This window comes from Vibrio nomapromontoriensis, assembly GCF_050337205.1.
GTDB lineage: Bacteria > Pseudomonadota > Gammaproteobacteria > Enterobacterales > Vibrionaceae > Vibrio > Vibrio nomapromontoriensis.
The window spans coordinates 72,409-91,367 of record NZ_JAKJSS010000009.1 but is presented as its reverse complement, the minus strand read 5'-3'; the positions used below and the strand labels follow the sequence as shown (position 1 = coordinate 91,367).

Here is an 18,959-nt window from a genome sequence, read left to right as displayed (position 1 = left end):
TGACTAAGTCAACCAAATATCTCAGCAATCAATGACAACATACCGAGAAATCAGTCATACCCTGCGTGAAATTCGCATGAAGACTCGTGGGAAAATGGTGGCGGAAGTCACTCGCCAGAAAGTTGAATTCTCTCCGCTTGAACATAAAGCGATGAGTGATATTCGAAACTTCCAAGGGGCGTCACAGCAAATGCTGGTGGAATCAATGAACCGCGACAAAGCCCAAATTGCTCGTATCGTCGCGCGATTACATAAACAAGATTTGATCATCAAACACGCAAGCATTACCGATAAACGTTCAGTAGAACTCATGCTCAGTGACAAAGGGTTAAAACTGCTTGAGCGACTAGACGAAGTGGAAATGGGCATGATCAACGATATGCTCACCGGTTTTTCGGATGACGAATCCGAGACCTTACGCGCCCTTCTTAAACGCGTAAACGACAACCTTACTTATTAGTTAGGTTCCATAGTGCCCATCAATTAATACGCCATTCAAACGTCTCAACAGCAAAGCATTCACGGATACATTCAGGAGTTACCATTTGAAAAAACCTCAACCGATACTAGGTCAAAAAGGCATGCTCTTTTTTCTGGTTATTATTAGTGCCTTTCCAGCGCTCACCATCGATTTATATTTACCTGCATTACCACAAATGGTTGAGGTATTTGATACCCAGCAAGCCATGGTCAACTTAACCTTGAGCAGCTATTTTATTACCTACGCTATCGGCCTGCTATTTTGGGGGCCGCTCAGTGAAAAGTTTGGACGCAAACCGATATTACTAACGGGTATTGGGGGCTATATGCTTGCGAGTATCTATTGCGCCTTAGCGGGTAGTATTGAGCAGCTCATTACTGCACGCGTTCTGCAAGCCTTTGCTGGCAGTGCAATTACCGTGGTGGCAACCGCCATTGTTAAAGACCTTTATGATGGTAGGGAACGAGAAAAGATAATGGCCACCATTATGTCACTGGTGATCATCGCGCCAATGATTGCACCAGTGCTTGGGGCCTTTTTACTACAGATCGCGTCGTGGCGAATGATGTTTGTCACACTCGCGGTGTTTGGGGGTTTCGCCTCTATACTTGCGTTTTGCTACAGAGAAACACTCGAAAACAAATACGATGGTTCAATGCTTCGCTCATGGAGCCGACTCGGTGTTGTCATGAGAAACCCACGATTTGTTGCATTGCTCGCCATTTTCTCCGTGACTCCGATGGCACTCATGGCCTTCCTTGCGAGTGGATCTTATATCTATATCAATGGGTTTGGTCTAACGGAACAAGAGTTTAGCTACGCCTTTGCTTTTAATGCCTTATGCGCTTCTTTTGGTCCAACAATCTATATGAAGCTATCACGCCACATATCGGTACAAAACGTCATTTCGTTATGCTTTGCACTACTCGCGATTGCTGGCACTCTCACTCTCACCATTGGCGACACTTCTCCTTGGCTTTTTGCCTGTATCGCGGCGCCAGCCACAGTGATGGTTATTGCTATGCGAGTACCGGGAACAAACTTAATGCTAGACCAACAAGACCATGACACAGGTTCTGCCGTCGCTTTAATTCAGTTTTTCGCCATGATTTTCGGCTCTATTGGCATGGTATTAGTATCCCTTCATCCTGAATCCCTGATCAATAACTTAGGCGCAATTCAGCTGTTTGTCGGTATCGCAGGAGGGCTCTTGTGGCTATTAGTGCGCCATCGTTCATTTGTGGTCGGCAGCTTGAGTAAATACAATAAGCCATAAGTAATACACCGGCGGCTTGTCCGCCGGTGTTCTTTTTTAAGCTTAGTATTCTTCTTTACGTTCACAGAGAAGAAAAGTCGTCGCTAACGCTTTTTGTATTTATGCAGAATGTTTTGCGGAATATGGCAGTAATCATTGGGGTGTAGTGTAAGCCTATCTTGATGCTCATCATCACTTTTCACATAATTTGATAACGGCAACACTTCTATCGCTATCCTATCCACATCTTCTCGTGCTTGTAGATAACGCTTAACCTTAACTAAATGCTCTGAGTGAAGGCTATATACCCCTGTTCGATACTTTTCTCCAACATCATCACCTTGTTTATTCACGCTGTATGGATCGATGATTTCAAAAAAGAAGTCCATTAACTCTTCTACCGACACCTGTTTCGGATCAAACTGTGTCCGAACACACTCGGCATAACCGTCATAGTTAGCTAAAGTCGACTCAGAAGAGCCATTCGCTCGCCCTGCCTGCGTTAACATTACACCCGGTAAATGGCGCATAAATTCCTGCACGCCCCATAGACAACCACCAGCAAAGTAAATCTCTTCCACCTGTAACTCCCATCATTCACCTCTATCGCTCGCGACGAACTGTAGCAAAAATAGTCGACGAGCATAACTAAAAAGGACAATGCCTCACCTAGACAATGTCACATAACAACGCTAATTTAATCTTGACCTGTCTATAACTTCATAGTTTACAGTCCATCTTATACATCGATGATGTGGAGTACTAACGTGTATCGAATCTCAGAGTTGGCGAGCAAAGTCGGGCTATCGCGCAGCGCCCTGCTCTATTACGAAAAGCAACGCCTTATCCAAGGGCGCCGACTCGATAATGGATATAGGGTTTATAACGACAATGATGTTCAACGAATTCGCTTAATTCAACGTTTACAAGCTGGAGGGCTAACACTTAAAGAGTGTCAATCCTGCCTACACGCGAAAGTTGATCGGCATTTGCTACAAGAGCGGCTAGAAGCACTAGATGAAGAGATTGCGCAAAAGCAACAATCTCGTCAGCTGCTGGCGGCAATGTTGGGTGAAGGGGATACCCGAAGCTGGCATGAGCAAACCGACAAACTTGCCCCCGATGCACATTTAGATTGGTTAAAGAAGCAAGGCTTTAACGAGAAAGAAGCCCTGCGATTAAAATGGTTATCAAAAAACATGAACGAACATGAACAGTACATGGCAGACTTTATGACTGTCTTTGAAACACTCGAGCGATGGGGTCCTGGCAGTGAAAGCGAAACCTTACGCGCCCTGAAAGCACTTCCAAGCACTCCCAAGAAAATTCTTGAAATCGGCTGTGGGAAAGGGCTCGCGACGACAATACTCGCAACCAATAATGACGCGGCAATTACCGCGGTAGATAATGAGCCAAGCGCTCTAGAACAACTTACACAGCGACTAGAAACCGCAGCGCTATCCTCACAAGTTACCCCGATTTGCGCCAGCATGACGGAGCTTCCGTTTGAGAATTCAAGCTTTGACCTAATCTGGGCAGAAGGCAGCGCCTATATCATGGGTGTCACCAACGCGTTATCGCAATGGAAGCCGTTATTAGAGCGCGATGGTCTACTTATGGTTAGTGACATGGTGTGGTTAACCGATTCGCCAAGCCAAGAAGCACAATCATTTTTCCAAAATGAATACCCCGACATGCAAACTGTCGAGACTCGCCTTGAGCAAATGACGGCTGCGGGATACGAAGTGGTAAGCCACTTCACACTCAGCCTTGAGGCATGGGAAAATTACTATGAACCACTGAAGCGTCGTATTGAAGCGCTTGCTCCAAGTATGGGTGAGTCAAGCGCGTTGAAAGACATTGCTAGAGAAGTTGACGTGTTTAGCCATGCGATAGGTGAGTATGGCTATCAGATGTTTACGCTGAAGAAAAAAACATAGAGAAAGAAAAGCCAGAGTAAAAGCTCTGGCCTTTCAATGAGTGGCGACAATCACTAGGGGCAATATCGGTAATTCACTAACTATTGTCGTCACCATCGATTTTGATGCCAGTACAACGCACTTATTACTCACTGTACACTAGGAATCCCTATCAATACGCTTGCCTAACATTACTTATCGAACTTATTCTGCATTGAGCACACATATTTATATAACGTAAGGTTCGAGTTTCTAATAATAGATTCAAAGATAACGAGACACCATATATATAATAGTAAATAGCACATTAAGTTAGAGAAATACATTCACCTCTATTCAACCACCTGTTGCATTAACATTATGTTACATATTTAGCAGCCAAACGAACTCTACGTCAAAATTAAACAATAACGAAAGTGATTAAATTACACACTCACGACTAACAACTCACTAACCATTGGCAGCATGACCTCTACTTTCTCTTGTACAGCTTCAAATCATAACCAATACCACTATTTATAGAATACTTAAAATAACGTCTAACAACATGTCAATGAAAGTCATCCCCAATAATCCGCTACGTTTATGAATGCGTTTAAGAGCCAACTTAAGGGCCCCACCATTTCGAGGAGGCCTGTTCGCATTAATAACCACCATCACGTTAACCATTTGTTTTTACTGCAACTTACCCACAATCGAAAGATTACACATAGCAACAGTAACATCATTAACGTATCAGTGCGGTATAGAAATAAGCCTCTCACATATTTTTAGACAACTCACACGTATAGTCACTAACCGTATGTGGATATTCATAGACAAACAAAATACAAACTTTATGGAAACATTATACTTATATTCACAAACATTAGCTTACATGCACATTATGCCGTAATCACTATTATTGATATTAATACAATTAGATTAAACCTTTGGGCTTCGTTCCATTTTTCACGCACAGAAAGAATAAAACCTCAATTAAACTAGCATATTTTAATTTTCAGTCTATAAAGTCACTTGTATAAAGACCATACAAACATTAATGCCATTAATATCAATAATAGCATAGTAAAATACCATTATTTACAATGGTATTCGTGTTAAATACGCCAGAGGGATATCTGGTCTATTTCACCTAAAATAGGATACCTAAATGTTATGAAGCAGAACGTAATAAGTGCTTTAGTCACTACAGCATTACTTTCCTTTTCTAGTAATGTACTCGCTATAGAAGATTGGCAACCCCAAAACTATAGTGGTGGCGCAGAAGTTTGCTACCAATCCAATCATTTCCAAGCGAAATGGTGGGCAAATAGTAGCGATGTACCTGACGTGAACGGCCCTACAGAGGACACACAACCAAACTGGGGAGTAGCACCTTGGCTTCCCTTGCTAGACTCAGAACAATGCAGTTCGGTAGAGCCTCCCCCAAGTAACACCCCTCCAGTCGCAGACGCAGGCAGTGACGTTTCCATTCAATCTCCAGCCCCGCAAGTCGAACTGAATGCGAGTAAGTCTTTCGATCCAGACGGCAACCCATTATCTTACTACTGGACACAGGAAAGTGGTCCCGATGTCGCTATCAACAATCAAGATCAAGCTATCGCCTACTTTTCTATTCCTCCTCTATCACAAGATACGGAATACCTCTTTCAAGTCATGGTCAGTGATGGCGAAGACGAAACTTCAGCTCAAGTAAAGATAACCGGTAAAGCTGAAAGCTCATCGTCTTCATTGACGATTAAAACGCCAGCTAAACCGAGCAATGCTCCTGATAAAGCTTCGCTCTTTTTAACGTCTGATACAGGAACGGTCGAAATTATCTCCGTTGATTGGAGCAAGACAACCAATGCAACGATACCAAACGCCAATTACAACACCGTGCTGCCTTTCACTCAGTCCGCTATCCCTGATCCAATGTCTGCGACATTTGCCATTTCAGAAACAGACCCAGCTTCACTAAGTTGGCGCTATAACGAACACAGCTCTGATGAATCTTACTTCAAACAAATGGACTCTCAGAGTTGCTCGGCTTGTCATAATGGTGGGTATAAATCAAAGCTAAATGATGGTCCTAGTGAAGGGTTGTTAGCTGAGTACGCGACCAACCCAAACATTATCAGTCAGAAGCTGAACAAAATGGCGATTCGATTTGGTGTCACTTGCGACGTACAGTGTCAGAAAACGATGTCTCGTTACTTAGAGGACGAACTGTGGTCTGAAGCATTAGGAAATATCGCACCACGTGACGATGTTTATGGCAAGCGACATATTCGTATGTTGACGCGTAAAGAGTACATTAACTCCATACAAGATCTGTTAGGGGTTCACGTTCCCCCAAATGTATTACCATTAGATGAACGTTCCGTGTCTTCTCTCTATGACAACCCTCCATCCCTCGGTTACCTAACAAGTGACAAGCTCAATGCGTACCTGAATTCCGCACTCTTTGTGCAGGACAATCTCGATATTGCCACCGCGAGCGGGTGTGACATCAATACCGGCTCCGTTGAACCTTGGAACAGCGAAATCAACTATCCAACTTCAGGGACTCGAGTCTCTCATAAAGGTGATATTTATGAATCTATGTACTGGGTCGGCCCTAATATTGAACCGATTAAGAAGGAGTATCGACCCGGTGACCATTGGAAATACATTGGCCCACACGGCAAAGGTGACTCAGATTGCCTACCTAAATGGCTAACAAATACCGCAGAAAAATTGTTCCATCGACCACTCACTGATAGTGAGCTCAAAACGTATATCAGCGAAGATGTGTCTACAACAAAACAAAACCTAAGTGCAATGTTGGTGTCACCACACTTCCTTTATCGTCGAGAGGTGGGCACCTCTAATGCTAACCACCGCTACAGCTTAAACAGTTATGAACTGGCTACGATTCTTTCCTATACCTTATGGGGAAGCGTGCCCGATGATGTGCTATGGGCTCTTGCTAAGAACAACGAGTTACTTAAGTCTAACGTTCTCAAAAACGAAATTACTCGCATGCTAAACCATGACAATGCGAAAAGGCAGTTCGCTAACTTTATGATGCAAACGCTCGAATTTAGTGATGACCGAGTCATTGTCGATCGAGAAGGCCTTAGTAAAGAAATCGGTACTGCCATGCTAGAGGAATTTAGGCGCTACATTGAGCATGCTGTATTTGACGATAATCAAGGGCGCTTTGAAGATTTAATGTCTTCCACAACAACCTTTGTCGACCATTCCCTTGCGCAGCACTATGGCCTATCTGGTTCATTTGGCGCTGATTTCAAGGCCGTCACTATCCCACCAACGCGCGGTAAAGGTTTACTAAGCCTAGGAGCAATTGCTGTGGCATATAGTACCAGTGATAAAACTCGAGTGATTCCTCGTGGCCGCATGGTGCAACACTCTTTACTTGGCTGGAATCAATCTGTCCCCTCAGGGGCCGCACCCGATGATGTAATCGGTGAGGTGTCAACGCGTGACTTCTGGACTCAAGCTACAGGGCCAAGTCAAAGCTGTTGGGGCTGTCATGTAAAAATGAACGATATCGGCTTTGCTTATGACGTACTAGACAAAAATGGTCGTTATCGTACCTACGAAGACTATATCTCTTTATCCGGCGAAGAATATCCAAATGTGTTGTTAGAGACATCGGGGACACTTAGCGGTATTGATAACCAAGATGTCGCAATTAGTGGACTTGGTGATATGGCGACAGCGCTGAGCATCAGTACTGATGCTAAAAAAACCTTTGTGAAAAATTACATGACTTACACATTAGGCTCTAATTCACCTGAATATAGTACTTTATACAACAAGCTTGCATCTTTTGAACAGTTTAAACAGCTAATTATCAATATCTTAAGTTCCGATACAGTGCTAGAGCGCGAGGAGTAACAACATGACAAATCATTTTAATCAATCGCGACGCAACTTATTGAAAACCAGTATAGCGGCTAGTGTCGGATTAGGGTTTTGCACTCTCCCAACCTTTGCAAAAAGTACCGCAACAAACAATTCAGATACCAAGTTTATCTTTGTGAACTTTTCTGATGGTTATCCTAGAGGAAAATGGCATCCCAAACAAAGCTCAAATGGTCTAGAAATGAATGACTGCACCGCCGAGTTAGAGCAGTACAAAGACCATATCGTGTTCTTTTCGGGATGTAAAAGTACCGGAGGAACCGGACATGATGGCTATAAAGGGGTTTGGCAGGAAAATGTCGGTCAAGGCTCTATTGATTTTCACTTTGAGAACTACTTTTCCTCTGGAATGCCCAAAAGGGCTTTACGCCTCGGGGTAGATACGAACTATTGGGGCCATGGCGGATTTGTCACAAGCCGTAACTTAAATGGCGCTCTCATGCACAATGATGATCCTCAAGCCATCTTTAATGACTTATTTGGGGGAGACATATCGGAGGGCAACTCGATTGAGAGCAGAAAACTCGCGCTACTGTCCAAATCCATTCCAGATATTGAGCTTTTAGAGCAACAACTTGGCGGCTTAGAAGCAGCAAAAACGAATGCTTTCAGAACGACATCACAAGACGTAAACACCGAATTGAATAATGCTATTGGTAACGCAGGGAAAACCTGCAACACAAGTATATTTTCAAGTACCGCAGAAGGTCGTGACAGGCGAGCAGACCTACAGGTCGCCAATGCTGCCCTAGCGTTATCGTGTGAAAAAACACGCATTGTGTCTTTACAACTCGGCACTTCAAATGACTCAAAGGTCGTCGAGAGCGTCAGTAGGACAGTACCCCATGATGCATCGCACTATAGTTCAGCAACGCTACCGATTTATATTCAACATCGCCGTTGGTACCTTAGCAAAGTGACGCGCTTGATAGAGCTATTAAAAACAATGCCAGATACTGGCGGCAGTACCTTATTTGATAACTCCATTATTATGGTTACCTCTGAAATGGACGATGGCCAAGCGCACAGTTCATCCGATCTCCCGTTTGTCCTGATAGGGGGAAACAATACAAAGCTCGCCACGGAAAAAGGAGGACGATTAATGGAAAATGTTGGGCCAATAGGTCAAATTCTTGCCGCTTACAGTAAAGCGTATGGCGTCAGTATTCCCTATAAAAATGCCCCTCTAAGCGGCCTTTTTCATGGTTAGTTATCCTCAACATAAATCATGAAACCAAGCCTACTAATAATAGTTTACCCCGGCGATTAACTAACGCATCCTCGGGGTCTGTTATAGGGCTCTCGCCTCAAATAAAAAACCAGAGTCAAAGCTCTGGTTTTCCTTATCAACGATGTGTAACCCCCATTAAAGGGTGAGCAAGTAATTCACTAGCTCATTGTATTCATCATAGCTTTTGATTCCAGACGGCTGAACAATGTACTTATTGTTTACCAACACGCCCGGTACGCCCGTCAATGTACTAGCCTCAAACTGCTTATCAAACTTCTTCTGCATTGAGTTAACCACAAAGCTGCTGTATGCCGAATCAAAGGCTTTCGCGTCAATACCATTATCTAAGAAGATTTGACGGAGCTGTTGCTCATTGTTCGGTCTTTTGTTCATCTCATGGATTTGGTTAAACATCGCGGGCACCATGGTTTTTCCAACCTTAAGTACCACCATAGTCAGCGTCAACCCAGCACCCTAAATAACAATGACCAACACTGCTTCACTGCTCTGGTTCAAGGGCGACTAAGGCTTCTTTGGGTGACTTAATGGTCATTGGAACTCGGATAATAAACATCTGCTGTTGTTCATCCAGAGAGTGAATGCCTTAGCATCATTAGTATTTCCGCTAAGTGCTTGCATGTACACAGGTAAACCTGCTTGGTTTTCACAAATTAGTTCATGGCAGAAAGCAGCGATTAACCCTAAGTGATCTAGACGTTTAATAACAGGTTGAGGAGCAGACATAAAAAGCGACCGTCAAATAACAGTAATAGTTCAAAACTGGGAATCACGAATATACACAATAACTCGCTGTATTACCTGCCAATTAACTAAGCCTTTTATCAGAATTAATGTGAGTTTTTAGCTGCAATTAGACTTCAAGTTGAAAAATAATTATCAACAAAACCCCTACTTACCCATCTCATTGATTTTATATAATAGTATAAATTTCATTGTGATCGTCGTTACATATGTAGTTCATATTTTTCACTTGCCAGGCTATCCCTATTATCCTACCTCTCGAGTGAAAAATATTTTTCACTCCTTACTTAAATAATAGTGAATTTCATTCGGTTGTTGAAATTTTTGGAATAAATATATCAGAGAACGATCTTGTTACTATTCCTCAGGGAGGATATATGAACAAAAGGAAATTAGGAAAAGCAATTTACGGTTCGCTTGCAGCATTGGTAGCTTTAACACCCGCACTAGGAAATAGTGTAGGGCTTGCAGATCATAGTAGCCATCAAAATCAACTTAGTTTGGTCAATGACGAGTTGACGAGCCTTGGCTTCCAGCCACAAACAAGTGTGGAATATGCAACAGACACGTTAAAGGCAAATGAATACCTGAGCCACAAGTCCCAGAAGATAGGTGAATATCAGAATATCCAGGCTCTTTTGATGGACAACCTTAGCGCCAAAATAGATGTTATTAACGTCAAACCTCCTCGCATTGACGCAAGCAAGGCGGGTCGCGTACAAGGAATTCGAGATACTTACCAGCCACACATTTACTCATACCAAGCCTCTTTGAATTTGGCCAAAAAGGAGAGTGATACTTGTTGGGCACTGATATGGAACTTAATTGCATTTGGTATCTGTAAGGGAATTGCGGATCAGAAGGTGGCTGATTATACAGCTTTGGTCAACGATACAACTAAGTTGATGAATGACAGCATCAGTTTGGCGAAAGCTGATGATGAAAGGTATGAGGAAATCTATAGCGTTCAACAGCAACTCAAGAAACAAGCGTTGAACTTTGTTTATGGAGTACACAACTCGTATGTTGACGCTTTAGTGACGTTAGAAAGCGATAAGCTGACAGGAATGAAGAAAGCAGCTGACTTTTATCAAACATCTGTCGATGCGGACATTGTTCAGTTATCGAAAGATGAAGAAAAACTACGTTACGACAATAGTGTTGCTGGCGTACTCGAAACAATAACCAAGCAAGTTCCAATGGTTTCACTCATTGACTCTATTCCCAAAATTGTTGGAGATGTTGAGCGCATTAAGCAAGAAGTGGATCGTATCTCTAGTGCTGCTGATGAGGATAAGGCGAATATTTTTATAGAGGATTTTGAAGAGCTGATAGGGCTACCAATAGTTAATGGGATGAGGCAAATCGGTCTCTACATAGATCCAAACAAGAAACAGCACAAAGGGGTTCAGTTTAGTGTAGAAAAACTAAACAACATTCATGACTTTCAAACAATAGGGAAGTATGCCGACATTGCTGACTATGCCGCTAGTGATGATCCTCATGTTAGCAATTTCAACAATAACGTCGAAAAATTAGTTAATGCATATTCAACAGTAATTGACACCAGCGATTCAATTAAAGCAACGCCTTGGCTATATGACAATGATCTTCAAGTAGCTTATCGATTGAACCAAGATACGGACATCCAGTGCGCCAGCAATAACGGCTTGAATTGCCTTTGGGGCCAGGGAATCGATGAACTTAATTTGCGTAATCTAAAGCCGTTAACTTGCGGTGTTGACCATAGTAACAAATATGGAACTAATGGTTACAGCTCGAGCTCACATTGGTGTAATAAGCTAGCTAAGAAGTCAGGCGCTTATGAAAAACTTGTTAGCGAGCCGATGTGGAAGTTTGACAAGGTACAGAACGTCGTATACCGAATCAACGGTAATTTTGATGTGGAATGCGCCTCGTACAATGGGCGGGATTGTCTATGGGGGGTTCCATTAAGCTCAGTTAATATCCCTGCTTTAAAGCCTTTAGCTTGTGGGGATGATCATTACAGATTGCACAGCAATGATGGATATATCGATAAAGGACATTGGTGTGCCCAGCTTTTCGAAAGTTCGAAGTCTGAGTTAGAAACTGAAGTTTATCGATACAACCCACATTTAGCTGCTGCTTGGTTCTGGCCTAATTATGCAGGTGGACATGCCCTAAGGTTTCTCGGCTCAAAACTGTACTGTGCTAGTGCTGATCGACAGTCTTGTACGCGATTTACTCGCAACTCTGATTTAGCGAGCCTGTATTCGCACTCTTTCATTTCATTGGAGTGTCACTCACCTTCTTTAGGAAGCCCGGCAAGTAATCAAGCTGATTGCGGGATCCAGTTTACAAAAGGTGATGTTGCGTACCACACAATAGGCCAAAGTACGTCGAAAGATAACCTTAGAGACCCGATTCATTTTGTTCATCCCGGTAACATTAATGAGCACTTAAGTCGTGCCCACTATCGAACTTTAGCACGACACATGATGACTCATATCATGGCCGGTATGAGCGACAAAGTGAAAAAGTATCTATATCACGATGGTTCACAGCTTGATTATGATCTTATGGCTAAGTTGTTTATTGAGGTATTGGATGGAGAAAGGACTACAGACCAGTTCAAATACTTCAGACCGATAATGGTAGATGACAAATATCTTGATGGTCGGCCGGCCGCTCTTCTTTACGATAAATACTCATCTTACTTGGTGCTTAATGCTTCTATGGCACAGCTTGAGCCAGCGGCACGTTTTATGCACTACCTAGAAGAGCTTGGAAGTGGAATGGTATGGCTTCAGCTATGCCGTGGCTACGAAACTAACGAAATGCGGGATTGTATGGGAGGCTTAGGTGATGAAGGAGCACGATTCGCTGACGCTATTGGCCTCTACGACCTCAGCGCTCATGAACATGGTGATAATAGCGATAAGTTTTTGTTCTCATTGATTGATGCACCGAATTATAAACAAAGCTCTCCACTTACTTTGACGTTTGCTGACAATAGCCTTGGATTTATGGAAGGGTATAGTGCCATTGATCACTATGGTGATTTTGTTGCAGGCGGAAAGAATGGGCAAACTATGGCTATCGTTCAAGTGGGGCTAGAGGTTCCGTCGGAATATGAAGCTTTGTATGAAAAGTTTGCGGGTCAACTCATTTATTATGCACCAAGACTGAAAAAGAAAGGAGATCCGACTGATACGAGTGACATAGCTGAAGACAATGTTCCGACGATATGGCTGCAGGTTGCATTACACGATGAGATAAATGCCTTTGCCGGTCGTGTTGCAGGAGATGCTGGGAGTGCGACTGTTGCTGAGATTGCTGATATAGGCGCTGTTCTAATCAGAAACCATGGTATTGAACTTCCTTTCCAAAAAATTGATGGTCGATGGAGTTTCCAGCCAGAGCATATTCTGTATTACAAAGAGGATATCGTTCGCTTAGAGCTTGATGTAAAAGCCGCACAAGCCTTACTGAGCGCCGGAGGAACAGCGCTCACAAATCGATTTGGAAACCTGAGTACCACCAAAGCGGCAAGTGCGTTTAAATACTTGAACGCTAAATCTCAAAGCACTTTAGGTCTGGAGTTCGGGGCAGCATTTAAATTCCCATTCTCTAACAAAGCACAGTTTTATACAGCGATTGGAGTTGATGTTGCAAGCAACATAGCAGGTGCAATTAGTGGCGCAATTTTGGGTGGTATATTAGAGCAGGATCCAGTCACTTTTGGTGAGCTTGGTGCGACTATAGGCGATCTAGCAGGCACCGGTATAGAAGAGCTTATTGTTGGTGCAGAGAGTTACGTTTGGATCGGCGGGACAGTCTCCTTACCATTTGATTACAATCTGGCCTTTGGTGGTAAAGAGAAAATGCGTTATAGCGTTGACCTCAATGATCAAGAAGAACTATCTACGGTCTCTGGCCGAATAGACAGTTACATGCCTGATCCTAATGACAGAGAAGCGGCAAAAAGTCGTTGGACAGGCAAAGCGAACAAGTTTGGTAAAACAAACATGTTTTCTAATTCTAACGGGGTGTTCACACTGTATCCTCGTTATGCCTATACATTACTCTCTCACTCAAGCACCTACTGTGGCGTTTTAGCCGGGGCAGTTAACGGCCCAGATCATTGTAAGCAGGAGGAATTTAGTGATTTACATGATTAGCACATTGACCTTATAAGAGTGCAGTAAAGGCAGGGCGTTTTTGCTCTGCCTTTATGTTTTTCTGAGCTGCTCTGATACGAACTCTCTCAACCAGATACGAGCAGAGTTACGTGCTATCTTGGTCGGCCATACCATGTAAAAGTTGAAGGCTTTTGTTTCAAAAGGAAACGGGAGCGATTGTAGGTTAAACATGTCGCCGTATTGTAGGAACAGTGTTTCTGGCACAACCGCCAAGGCTTGTGATTGTGATACAGAAAGGAGTTTAGATTGGAACACCTGGATGTCTGATGGAGCGACATCAATCACCAAAACCACCTTCTCCATCCTAAGGTCTTCGTATATTCGAGCATCCATTGGAGGTAGCTCTTGGAATCTAGCAAGCGCATTACTTACCGATGACTGAGTTAAATCTAATTGCTCAGCAGGTTTGGTCACCGACTGGGTTTCGAAAGTAGAGACAAAGGCCCACAGCAAGTTGAGATCAAACGTTTTCCCGTTAGCTTTCCACATTGATTACTCGTTGTCATCTCGCTTCCTTGCGTTAGCTCTGAGCTCATCTATCTTCAGGGGATTTTTTGCAATATAGGCTCTAAATCACCACAGCCAAGGGGGACAATAAGAAACCAGAGCCAAAGCTCTGGTTTCCTTACCCGTCGTGTTCTATCGCTATTAAAGGGTTAACAGGTAATTCACGAGTTCATTATATTCATCGTAACTTTTGATCCCAGAAGGCTGCACAATGTACTTATTATTCACCAATACACCGGGAACGCCCGTTAACGTGCTAGCCTCAAATTGCTTATCAAACTTCTTCTGCATAGAGTTAACCACGAAACTGCTATAGGCAGAATCATACGCTTTAGCATCAATGCCATTATCTAAGAATATTTGGCGTAATTGCTGCTCGTTATTAGGTCTTTTGTTCAACTCGTGGATTTGACTAAACATCGCGGGCACCATGTTTTTTTCAGCCTTGAGTGCCACCATCGTCGCGTACGATTTCGCCATCGGTACTGCCATATCATTACCCATAAAGGCAACGTGCACCTTTTCAAATTTAACGCCTTCTGCAAGTGCGGGCTTTAAATTTTCAACCACAGCTTCAAATTTGTAACAGTGTGGGCAATAGAACGAGAAAAACTCCGTCACTTTTGGCATCGTCGATTTATCAACATCCAAAACGGTGTAATGCGTGCCTTCTTCAAAGGTTGATGCTTGCACAGATACGCTCAGGATAAGCGCTGTAAATAAAGTAAATAGTGTTTTCATTGGGCATAATTCCAAAAATATTAATGATGTGCGAAAACTCGCAATAAATTGATATTAATAAGAATTAAGCAATAGGAGGGCGGAACAAGGTTTGAATGCGAACAATCGCTTTCTTAGCATCATCCCTTGGCATAAGCGCGCGCGTTACCCGGTGTTGGTTTAGAAAGGTCACCGACTGACCACAGGGGACTTTAAGCAAACAAAACGAGGCGCAACAATGAGATTGCGTGGCTGTTTCCAGTTTGTGTGGGTTCGCAGTATATGAGATAGGGGTTTGGCTGAAGTTGAGAGCGCCCTGGTGCGACATCGCCTCATTCGTTTCATTACTAACGGCAAAAACACTCAATACCAGCAACATCACTGACATTAAGAGAGACCACCGATAACTATAGCGACAACGACAAGAAAACATGCGCACCAAACTAATTTTAAGACGCAAGCATCATACCTCAACAAAAATAGAAAAACTGGTTTGCTTTCACAGAATACATAGTGGTTTTTGCTCTCACAGAATACATAGTGATTAAAGCTACCAGACACCCATCACTAGTAGTTAAATGCTAGTAATCACAAACACTCCACCAAACACTGAACTAAGAGAGCATTCAAGCCAGAAAGTACTATCCGGCTGGGATGCTTATATCATGAATTGCCAAAGAAAGGCTGCATACTTACTTTTTCGTTGCATGATAATTTAGGCGTTTCATGACATTTTCCTTACGTCTGACTTTATTGAATAGCGAACGTTGAGGACTTTTACAGCGGCCAATTGGAGGTTGGATTAATAACGATGCTACCATTACTTTCCGTATTGGTATCGTCGCTGTAATAAAACACTTTTTCCGCCTCAGAGTAGCCATAAGCGGTGACCTGATTGCTTGCTTCGCTTGAGTAATCAATCCCCCATAGATCCCAAATAGGACGTAGATCTTGTTTAGCGATAAAGCTATGGGCGACCAACATAAAGTCATTCCCAGAGATACTAGATGGCGCGTTAGCGTATGTACCAAAGCCTAAAGACTCTTTATTCGATTGCCATAAATCATCGGACTTAATATAAGCGGTAAATTGACGCTCTAATAAATAACTCAAGGTGTATACATCCCACGGTGAATCAAAGCTTGCGCTTTCATTTAGATGGACTAGCTGCATGAAAAAGGCAATACGAACACCATTATTATCATAGGTGCCCGCTGGCGCCCAGATTAGTTCATTAGCTTTGACTTTAGGATCAGAATCGCTTGCTGCTTCTTTCAGCATATTAAATGCTGATTTATAGTTCGAACGAGTTGAGTTTAAGCTCTTGCCTGTATCGATTTTCAAAGTCACATTTTTGTAAATTGGAAAGATCTGATTTGATACTTCGTTTGATCGACCTCCCTCAATCTTTAAACGACCACGCTGTAGATTATGACCAATCTCATGACTTTCGCCCCATCCAAGTGGGTTTAAATTCCAACTTTGATCATATGGGTTACCAGAACATCCGCCACCACAGTGGGCATATTTATCGATATTAATATGTTGTAAAGCAGGCTTACCATGAATATCACCGTCGACACATACCCAGCCATACGTATCGCAAAAATGTTGTACGCCACTATTGAGCGCTAGACCGTCGGCAGTGAAGCCCGCTAGGTTATAACTATTTTTGATCATATAGTTATCAACATCGTCAAAAAACTTAACCACATCGCCATTGTAGCCATTTTCATTTAGCGCTGCTGACATCTTACTAGCAAGGCTATGAATTTGTATCAAAGGCGTCTTCAACTCCGTCCAATCAATCTGATTATTGCTTAGCTCTTCCATGTAGACGTTAGCTTTGCTTAAGTCGCTCATTACTGCGTGTTGTGCCACGTTAGTGATATTGAGAGTGACAGTCGTATCCATCTCGCGCGCTTTACTGACTAACTGCATGGTCCCGCCATAGGGTGTCGTTAGGGTCAGCGTTTCACCTTCGTTGAGAGGCATGCTCACGGATTGTAAAAAAGCGGGGCGGTTGTAAGTATTTCTATTCCAATAACGGCTTGATCCGGTCCGTTGAGTATTGATCTTCAGCCATAACTTTTCACCAACAAGCTCGTTACCACGACGTATGCTAAAGGGTTGACCAGGCAAAACATAGAGACCTATAGCGGTAAATCCGCCGTCTTTGCTGATCTCCACGTCAATCTTCGTATTGACTAAAGGTATATCAGCGTTTGTCGCCTCACCAGAAAAAGTCCCTAAATCTAACTGCACACCGTTGATATCACGATGGTAGTGCACACCGTGATCAGCATAGAGTGCTGCAAAAAATTCATCTTGGTTCGAGCTTGATTTATCCATTGGGTATTGAATTTCTGCACGCACCTTGTCGGCATACAACGTCATGTATTTCCATGCAAGATTACCTTCAATATCAAATAATCTTATATTGCGCCTATCTAGTTTATTTAGGAAATCTTTAAGTAACTGAGCACCCGAGAAAAAGTCGGCTCCCATATCTGTAACATTGGCACAATTTACAAAGCCTACGTGAGTCGTACAGCCTGAATAATCAAAAGAAAAAGCATTATCACGAATGTTCACAAGTGGTGCCTTTAACTTATCAATTAAAGTATTCCCTGCAAGCATACTATCCACATGATTCCAATTGGCTGCATCCACAGCCCAATAATTTCCCGCATACGGACCGAAGTCCATATTCATTGCCGATAAAATTGCACGTGAATAACCGTTCTCACTCCACCCCTTGGTGTGACTGTAGAGTAAACTCTTCCCTTCGGCTAACAATGCTTCTACTACCAGTTGTAGATTTTCGGCTTCACTATCGTTTCCACCACTGCCAAACACAATCAAATCAGCTGAGGCAACACAGCTAGCAAGATCTGCTGAGTTAGAACATTGCACATAAGTCACATCGGTGAAATAAGTATCGAATGCAACCTGAGCATTAATTAAGCTATATTCAACGACTGCTATAGTTGGTGAACCCCCTGAATTTGTTGCATCACCACTAATCAACCAATTTACGAGACGGCTAAATGCAGAGGCGTAATCTGCATGATGGCGCACAATATCGCTACCAAATGCGGTATATCGGCCACCATTTTGGCCAGCTGATGCTAATGATTTACCCTTATTGCCTATCAATAAGCTGACATTATTATCTATATCAGTCGTCACGACCCAGTGTGAGCTCTTACCTGGAGAATAAGAAATAGCATCATCTTGGTAAATACTTTTGACTAAAGCGTCAGCCCTTTGAGCGTTGGAATCTAAGGTTTCAATTGCAAGGTTCAGAGCTTGCTCTTTTGATTCAATGTAGCTTGCATCTCCGGTTTGTAATGCAAGCTTAATTGCATCTACCTGCCCCCCGAGATCCTCATTTTTTTCAGTATTGTCACCACAACCTGTTAGCACAGATAATACTAAAACTCCCCCAACCAACAGAAACGTACCTTGACTCACCCTCTCTCCCTAAACTTACCGAAAATGCAAAAATCAAACCATTAAGAGCTAAGAGCTAGCGTTCACCAGCTCTAATCACAGATGTTGGATTTCAGTTCAAAAAAACTGACCCGTTTTTATAAAATAATGCCTGACTGCTCACTATGCTCTTTGAATTCAACCACTCTGAAATCATTTCCTCAGACTACTGACGCTCTAGTGGCAGCAAGTAAATTCACACTATTAATGAAACTAACATATAGAAAATCGCAAATATGTAGGGAAATTTACCCTTATGTAAGATGGCAGGTAGTAATCAGTAGGATTTAGAAAAAGACGATCATATAGTTTATGTCCTGATTTAGTGCTAAATAAGTTTCAACATCTCATGGCTAGTAGCGAGCAATATATAATGAATACAGAGCGTCAAAGGCTCTCAATTATTTTGCTAATTGTTGTGAGCTAGTAGTAAATGAGATAGAGGTTTGAAATAGATAGGAGTTTGGCTAAAGTGGAGAAGGCTCTGGTG

11 protein-coding genes and 2 pseudogenes are annotated in these 18,959 nt (G+C 42.7%); 6 read left to right on the top strand and 7 right to left on the bottom strand.

All coding sequences use genetic code 11. The features are described 5' to 3' along the window. Positions 1 to 31 precede the first annotated feature (31 nt). Entirely contained in the window at positions 32 to 460 is a 429-nt protein-coding gene (locus L4D05_RS11450) for a MarR family winged helix-turn-helix transcriptional regulator (protein ID WP_428752915.1), read from the top strand. Positions 461 to 545: 85 nt separating this feature from the next. Beyond that, positions 546 to 1,757 (top strand): multidrug effflux MFS transporter, encoded by a 1,212-nt coding sequence (locus tag L4D05_RS11445; RefSeq protein ID WP_489686385.1) that lies wholly within the window; start codon positions 546 to 548, stop codon positions 1,755 to 1,757. Between the two features lie 83 nt (positions 1,758 to 1,840). Here the strand turns inward: L4D05_RS11445 and L4D05_RS11440 are convergent, their stop codons facing one another. Continuing rightward, a complete protein-coding gene (locus tag L4D05_RS11440; protein ID WP_428752913.1) occupies positions 1,841 to 2,317 on the bottom strand; it encodes a peptide-methionine (S)-S-oxide reductase in 477 nt (158 codons plus the stop codon). A gap of 186 nt (positions 2,318 to 2,503) precedes the next feature. On the opposite strand from L4D05_RS11440, the gene L4D05_RS11435 reads away from it, so the two are divergent. The 3 genes from L4D05_RS11435 (at position 2,504) to L4D05_RS11425 (ending at position 8,780) form a co-directional block, all read left to right on the top strand. Further along, positions 2,504 to 3,676, top strand: coding sequence for a MerR family transcriptional regulator (locus tag L4D05_RS11435; protein WP_428794063.1), 1,173 nt, complete (start codon positions 2,504 to 2,506; stop codon positions 3,674 to 3,676). Positions 3,677 to 4,813: 1,137 nt separating this feature from the next. Then, positions 4,814 to 7,543: a DUF1592 domain-containing protein gene (locus L4D05_RS11430; RefSeq protein ID WP_428794062.1), complete on the top strand. Its 2,730-nt coding sequence runs from the start codon at positions 4,814 to 4,816 to the stop codon at positions 7,541 to 7,543. 4 nt (positions 7,544 to 7,547) lie between these two features. Continuing rightward, positions 7,548 to 8,780, top strand: a complete 1,233-nt coding sequence (locus tag L4D05_RS11425; protein ID WP_428794061.1) for a DUF1552 domain-containing protein — start codon at positions 7,548 to 7,550, stop codon at positions 8,778 to 8,780. 156 nt (positions 8,781 to 8,936) lie between these two features. Here the strand turns inward: L4D05_RS11425 and L4D05_RS11420 are convergent. Together L4D05_RS11420 and L4D05_RS11415 are read right to left on the bottom strand one after the other, a co-directional pair. Continuing rightward, positions 8,937 to 9,257 (bottom strand): annotated as a pseudogene (locus L4D05_RS11420) (DsbA family protein); the annotation flags it as partial. 46 nt (positions 9,258 to 9,303) lie between these two features. Then, positions 9,304 to 9,512 (bottom strand): annotated as a pseudogene (locus tag L4D05_RS11415) (IS1634 family transposase); the annotation flags it as partial. A gap of 428 nt (positions 9,513 to 9,940) precedes the next feature. Between L4D05_RS11415 and L4D05_RS11410 the strand changes: the two are divergent. Then, positions 9,941 to 13,726, top strand: coding sequence for a hypothetical protein (locus tag L4D05_RS11410; RefSeq protein ID WP_428794060.1), 3,786 nt, complete (start codon positions 9,941 to 9,943; stop codon positions 13,724 to 13,726). Between the two features lie 51 nt (positions 13,727 to 13,777). Here L4D05_RS11410 and L4D05_RS11405 read toward each other — a convergent pair whose 3' ends face one another. From L4D05_RS11405 to L4D05_RS11390, 4 genes are all read right to left on the bottom strand, one after another. Further along, positions 13,778 to 14,236, bottom strand: coding sequence for a LysR family transcriptional regulator (locus tag L4D05_RS11405; protein ID WP_428794059.1), 459 nt, complete (start codon positions 14,234 to 14,236; stop codon positions 13,778 to 13,780). Between the two features lie 159 nt (positions 14,237 to 14,395). Then, on the bottom strand, positions 14,396 to 14,995 hold the full coding sequence (locus tag L4D05_RS11400) for a thiol:disulfide interchange protein DsbA/DsbL (RefSeq protein WP_428794058.1): 600 nt from the start codon (positions 14,993 to 14,995) through the stop codon (positions 14,396 to 14,398). 64 nt (positions 14,996 to 15,059) lie between these two features. Continuing rightward, a complete protein-coding gene (locus L4D05_RS11395; protein WP_428794057.1) occupies positions 15,060 to 15,362 on the bottom strand; it encodes a hypothetical protein in 303 nt (100 codons plus the stop codon). Positions 15,363 to 15,751: 389 nt separating this feature from the next. Further along, positions 15,752 to 18,451 (bottom strand): ImpA family metalloprotease, encoded by a 2,700-nt coding sequence (locus L4D05_RS11390; protein ID WP_428794056.1) that lies wholly within the window; start codon positions 18,449 to 18,451, stop codon positions 15,752 to 15,754. Positions 18,452 to 18,959 lie beyond the last annotated feature (508 nt).